This is a genomic window from Sphingobium sp., from assembly GCF_035511395.1.
Taxonomy (GTDB): domain Bacteria; phylum Pseudomonadota; class Alphaproteobacteria; order Sphingomonadales; family Sphingomonadaceae; genus Sphingobium.
Genome location: NZ_DATKFP010000309.1, coordinates 1 through 6362 on the forward strand (window position 1 = coordinate 1; position 6362 = coordinate 6362).

Annotated in this window: 4 protein-coding genes; 2 read left to right on the forward strand and 2 right to left on the reverse strand. The window is 60.5% G+C overall.

The genetic code is table 11. From position 1 onward, the window contains the following. Positions 1 to 2071 (reverse strand): TonB-dependent receptor plug domain-containing protein (locus VMR39_RS21565; RefSeq protein ID WP_325418953.1); only part of this gene is annotated, 2071 nt, incomplete at its 3' end. A 1195-nt stretch (positions 2072 to 3266) separates the two neighbouring features. On the opposite strand from VMR39_RS21565, the gene VMR39_RS21570 reads away from it, so the two are divergent. Both VMR39_RS21570 and VMR39_RS21575 read left to right on the forward strand, forming a co-directional pair. Further along, on the forward strand, positions 3267 to 4112 hold the full coding sequence (locus VMR39_RS21570) for a serine hydrolase (RefSeq protein ID WP_325418959.1): 846 nt from the start codon (positions 3267 to 3269) through the stop codon (positions 4110 to 4112). A 79-nt stretch (positions 4113 to 4191) separates the two neighbouring features. After that, a complete protein-coding gene (locus VMR39_RS21575) occupies positions 4192 to 5733 on the forward strand; it encodes an MmgE/PrpD family protein (RefSeq protein ID WP_325418955.1) in 1542 nt (513 codons plus the stop codon). A gap of 311 nt (positions 5734 to 6044) precedes the next feature. On the opposite strand, the gene VMR39_RS21580 is transcribed toward VMR39_RS21575, so the two are convergent. Continuing rightward, positions 6045 to 6362, reverse strand: a 318-nt coding sequence (locus VMR39_RS21580; RefSeq protein ID WP_325418957.1) for a molybdopterin cofactor-binding domain-containing protein, incomplete at its 5' end; no start/stop codon positions are given.

The following is a 6362-nucleotide window of genomic DNA, read 5'->3' on the forward strand; positions in this document are numbered from 1 at the left end:
TGACACCGGGAAGGAAGGAAGGACGCAACACCACACCAACGCCGAATGTGTCCGCTTTTTCCGGCTTCAGATTGCGATTGCCGGTCGTCGTCTGGTCGAAGGCAGGCGTCGTATTTGTGAACGGATCGAAAATCGATCGCCGCGCCGTCGAGGCAGGCAGGAAGGTTTCCTGCAGATTGGGCGCACGAATGTCGCGCGACCGCGTCGCGCGGAAGGTGATGTCGGGAATGGGCGAATAGGTCGTGCCCAGCTTCCAGGTTACCACATTGCCCGCCAGGCTGTAGCTGGTGTAGCGCACGGCGCCGTTGACGTCCCATGCATCGGCCCAGGAAGCGCCCTTGGCGAGAGGCACAACCACTTCGAACGCGCCTTCCTTCACGTTGGTTGAGCCGTCGATCGGTGCATAGTTTGCGTAGATATGGTTGACCGCCAGAGAGTCCGCATCAACGACCGACCTGGCGGAGTCCTTGCGATATTCGGCCGAAAGGGCGACCGAGACCGGCCCCGCCCAGGTCGAGAAAGGTTCCCCGGTCAACGAGCCGGCGAACACGGTCTGCTTGACCTTGAGATCGGACCAGCTTGCGGAACGGATCCAGTCTATGGCGGCACCGTTGGCGTCATTCACGCCCACGCCCAGGGGATTGTAGGGAAGGCAGCCATTTGTCGGATTGGTGAGCGTCGAACGGCAGACGATGTTTCCGCTTACCGGATCACGGACCGCGTCGGTCGCGAGGAAATAATTGCTTCGCGAAATATTCGTGGGGAACGTCACCCGGTTCTTGCTGACGCCATGCTGGCCATAGGCGTCCCACTTCCAGTTGCCGCCGAGCATCTCGAATTCGCCATCTGCACCGAAGGTGAAGGAGGAAGCCTTGCGATTGGTGACCTGATAGGTAATCCCCAGATCCTGGTTCAGCGTGCCGACACGGATCGAATTGACCCCTGCAGCAACCATTTGAGCGCGCACTTGATCGGGCAGATAGGCATTGTCACGCTGGATCAGCGGACCGCTGCTGCCAATCATGTAGACCGTGGTGAGATCCGCCTCGGTCCTTGCCCGCACATAGGAGAATTGACCATAGACGTTGATCGCATCGGAAAATTGATAGTTCGCGCGGGCAAAGGCCGTCTGCCGGCTTTCGGAAGGCGCGATGGCATTCGTCCGGCGAAGGTCGTTGGTCTCCCAGTCGCCGCCGCGCATGAAGGGATCGGCCTGGATGTCGCCGAAGTCCATCTGATAGACTTGGCCGTTCGGGCCGAAAGCCGTTCCCCGCAGCGGACCTGACGCAACCACGCCGCCAGGAGCGGATGTCATGTACCCGACATTGTCGAGAATGAGGCGCTGCGGCTGCCCATTGGTGGCCGTGTAGGCCGGGTTGGCGAGCAACTGACGGCCACGATAGGTCCAGTCGCGCTCACCAGGCCCGATGCCGGCGTCATACACATGTTCCGCTGCCACCAGTATGTGGCCGCGCCCATCGGCAAAATCCATGCCGCCAGCCAGGCTGATCTTGTAGTTTTCGCCATCGCCGTAGCGGGTCGTACCACCCGAGACTTCACCGCGCAGACCGGTGAGCTTCCTGTCCAGCACGAAGTTCACGACGCCTGCGACTGCGTCGGAACCATAAGCGGCCGACGCGCCGCCGGTGACGACATCGACGCGCGAAATCAGGATTTGGGGAAGGGCATTGACGTCGACGACACCAGTCGAAAGCGCCGGCGCGACCCGACGACCGTCCAGCAGCACGAGAGTGCGATTGGCGCCCAGGGCACGAAGATTGAGCGAGTTGATACCGGCCGATCCATTGGAACCGGTCGTCGTGCTGGAACGCGTACTTGCTGAACCCGAAAAAGCGGGCAAGGTCGTGACGAACTGGGCGATGTTCGCGTTGGCATTCGTCTGCAGCGCCTCGGTGCCGATCACCGAGAGCGGTGTAGGCGACTGGTAACCGTCGCGCACGATCCTCGATCCGGTGACGACGATGTCCTCAACTGAAGCTCGCGAAGGTGCCTGCCCTGCATCGGACTGATCTTCGGCCGCTTCGCTTGCGGCGGGAGCGGACGGCTGCACTGCTGCGCTATCTTGAGCGAGAGATGGCGTGAGGCAGAACGGCATCGCAGCCGTCGTGGCCAGGAGGGCCAGCAATGTTCTGCCGGCAAGGCGGGCCCCGAGCCCAGTTGCGTTGCGTTGCGCAATATCGGAAATACGACCGAACATAATCCTCCCCTTATGACGGCTCTATATGCCGTCTCTGATGCTCCTAAAATCGTTCGTATATATGAACTTTTGAACGTATCTGCGATCATTACAGGCATTTTCTGACATGTCAATCGAGTGCAGCACGAGCGATGACGGCTACTGCCCCTTGACGAAAGGCCCGTAAACTCCGTGTAATCATCCGACATGGGCCGCTGGAGACCAGCGACGGCACGCGGTGAAACCGGCGATAGTCGTTGACGTACAAATTCTTAGGCCATATCGTAAATACGATAGATAGTTCGTATTTAAGAACTGCGAGTTTGATTATCGATTGTCGCTTCGGCAGCAGTTCAGGAGAGGCCAAATGCACCTTCCGCCACGGCAGCGCTTGAATGATGCTCCGCCGCCTCGCTGGCTCCGGACCTTTTCTTCCGACTTCTCGGAGCCAGCCCGGGGACATTGCGAGTCGCCCGCCTTCGGTCGAGCGAATCTTTCCAGCCTCACGATACGCCGTTCGATCGGATCGACCGCATTGTGCGCCGCAATGATGTTGGCTGCTTCACCCGATATGGCAGTTTTCGCGCGTGCTCCTGCAACGGAACGCCATGATCTGGCGCAGGATGCGGGATTGCGTGCCCTGCACATATGTTCCGGATATTTCGAAACGGAAGCGCCAAGAGAACTGATCGACCGAACCATTGCGGCCAATGCGCCCAATGCCGCCGGCCGCCAGCTCGTGATGCAGGTCGATGAGGGCGCGAAATCCGTGTCGGTTCGATTCGATGATGATCTTCCTCCCAGGATGGCCGTCTACCGGCCCGGCATGGGATGCACGATGCTGCCGATCGGCGCTTCGACGAGCTTGTCGAAAGGGTTGTTTCATCCTCGCCTGACTGCCCCACGCAAGGATGACACGGCTTGGCCGACGGGGGATAGAGGTGCAGTCCAGCCGCTGCCGCGTTCCAGACAGAGGAATGTCGATCGCCTGATCGGCGAAGCGTTTCGTGACGAGCACGGCGCTTATGGCGGGATCAGCTGGGGAATCCTCGTGCTCAAGGGCGGCAAGATCGTCGCCGAGAAATATCAGCATGGTTTCGCCCCTCATATTGCGGCGCGTACCAACTCCATGTGCAAAAGCCTTGGCGCGACGCTGGTCGGCGTCGGCGTCCGGCAGGGACTGCTCGATCTTCATCGCACCGCCCTGTTGCCGGAATGGCAGCGCCATGGCGACCCGCGCGGCGATATCAGCCTCGCCGATCTCCTGCACATGGGGAGCGGTCTTTACAGCGACGGTCCGCAGGATCCCCAGCAGGAAATCTACCGATCAGGTGCGTCAATCGCGGAAATTGCGGCGGGCAACATGATCGACGCCAAGCCCGGTAGTCGATTCGTCTATGCCGGCACCGACACCAATCTCGCCATGCGTGCGCTGCGCACCGCGCTGGCAGACGATAGCCGATATCCGTTCTTCCCCTATGAGCAGCTGCTCTGGAAAATCGGCATGACGCGCACGGTCATCGAAACGGACTGGAACAACGATTTCATCGTCTCGGGGCAATGCTGGAGCACAGCCCGCGATTTCGCACGATTGGGGCTGCTCTATCTGTCGGATGGACGCTGGGGTGGCGAGCAATTGCTTCCGCCCGACTGGAGCCGCTATGTCTCCACGCCCGCGCCCGCTCAGCCGGTCAAGCCCAGCATCGGTGGCGATGCCGGATATGGCGCGCAATTCTGGCTGTTCGGCGGCATGGAAGGGCTTCCGCCAGACGCCTATTCGGCTTTCGGCGCGATGGGGCAATATGCCGTCATCATCCCCTCCGCCGACCTGGTGGTGGTGCGACGGGGTTTTGACGAAAAATCGGCCTTCCGCATTCAAAAATTCGCCGCAGACATGGTTCGTGCGCTGGAATGACGATGTCCGGCCCTGAACGGGGCCGGCTTCTGCGATACAGATTATAACGGCGCTCGCGTCGAGAATGGAGTTGGATAGGATGAAGCATCAGTCGCCCGATACCGATGGCACTCAGGTCCGCCAGGCCCCTCCGGTCCTCGATCGACGAACAGCGCTGCTGGGGGCGGGTCGGCTGGCGGCATTTGCTACCCTGCCCCTCGCTGCGGCAGGTAGTGCCCGCGAAGCCGAAGACGAGGCGGACATGAAATCGGCCTTCCGTCTGGTGGACGGCCGGCCGCTAACCGCCATCCTCGCCGAATATGCAGCTGGCACGAGTTTCGACAAGCTGCCCCCCGAGGTCAGGGAGAAGGCAAAGAAGGTCATCTTCGATGAGATGGCATGCGGCTTTTTCGGCCGACGCAGTCCTGGGGGCAAATTGGCGGCCGATTATGCGATCCGTGTCGGTGGCGCGCCCGAAGCGCGGATCTACGGCACCGACAGGCGCGTGTCGGCCGCCTATGCCGCCATGGCCAACGGTACCGCAGGCCATGGCGACGAAGTCGATGGTACCCATGTGGTCGGTGGGCATCCCGGCGCATCGATCGTCCACACATGCACCGCAATCGGCGCCCGCGAACGCGTGTCGGGCGCCGAGCTCATCAATGCAGTGGTATTGGGTTATGATGTGGGGGTGCGGATCGTCGAAGCGTGTGGCGGCAAGTTCATCGTGCGCGATTCCAAGCATCTGACGAGTGATTTCTTCTATTCGCTCGGTACGACGGCGGCGGCGGCGCGTATTCTAAAGCTCGACCCTGCCCGCCATTGCCACGCTCTGGCGCTGGTCACTTTTCAGGCGAACGGCCTGTACGCGCTCTATTCCGAAAAGCGCCATATCAGCAAATCCTTCTGCAACGGCCAATATGCCTTCGCCGGGATCAGTTCGGCGGACATGGCGCAGATCGGACTGGAGGGGAATGAAGATATAGTCGGCTCATCCGAAGGCGTGCTCGACGCCTGGGGAGATGGCAAACATGACATCGCCGTTACCCAGAAGCTGGGCACGGACTACAAGATCATGGGCGGTAATTTCAAATTCTATAATGCCGGTTATCCGATCCACACGCCGATCGAGGCCGCGCTGACGCTGGTGAAGGAAAATCGGATCTCCGCCGAGGATATCGATGCCGTCCTGATCGGCATGCCTGAAAATGCCATGAAGGTCGTCGACAATCGCGAGATGCACAATATCTGCGTTCAGGACATGGTCGCCGCCAACCTCGCCCGGGGCGGGCTGAGGCTTGTAGACTATCCCTTCCCCGAGATTCTCAGCGACCCGACCTATCGGCGGCTTCGCGCCGCGATCACCGTATCTGTGGATCCCGAGCTTCAGCGCGAGTTTCCCAACGGACGCGGCGCGCGCGTCACCATCGTGACGAAAAATGGGGTCAGGAAGGCGTTGCGGATCGACAATCCGCTGGGCCACAGCCTGCGCGGCGAACCCAGCTGGGACGACCTTGGCCGTAAATGGCGCGGATCGCTGGCCGACTGCGATACCGATCGCGCCTTGTCCATTGCCCGGAAGCTGGACAGTCTGGATGATGCCAGCACGTTGTTCGAAGCCTTCGCCGGTCGCAACATATAGTGAATTTCGAAGTGGAGGATGAGATCTGCCGGCCCGGATCAGACACTGTGGTGAGATGAGGTCATGTCGAACCGCCATCCTTCGTTCGTTTAAAGGATGCTGATGTCGGGACGCGAAGTGCCGGTCGCTTCCTTCGTTCGTTTAAAGAATGCTGATGTCGGGACGCGAAGTGCCGGTCGCTTCCCGACTTTACCGCAAACGCCGACCCCCTAAGCTATGATGCCAAACGGCGGACCTTTCCGCGCGAGCTTCCTGTTCTATCCTTGACCGGATAGTTTGACGACCGCCCGTCAGCGGTCGCCAAACTGTCCCTATGCCTTTTTCAGTTCTTCAGGATTGATCGGCAGGCTGCGTACCCGCACGCCGGTCGCGGCGAAAATCGCGTTCGCCAGGGCAGGAAGCGATGGCGGCAATGCCGGTTCACCCAGTCCGGTGGGAGGATTGTCGGTCTTCACGAAAGCGATTTCCACATCCGGCGCCTCTTCGATGCGCATCAACGGATAGTCGGCGAAGTTGGACTGCACGATCGTACCGCCTTCCAGAGTAAGCCCCTGGTGTAGCGCCTGGCTCAACCCGTCCAAGGTCGCGCCCTGAACCTGACCAGTCGCGCCCAGCGGATTGACGATCTG

Bases quoted from the DNA above. Each gene is read 5' to 3' on its own strand.
- VMR39_RS21575 (WP_325418955.1), top strand. From the start codon at position 4,192: ATGAAGCATCAGTCGCCCGATACCGATGGCACTCAGGTCCGCCAGGCC.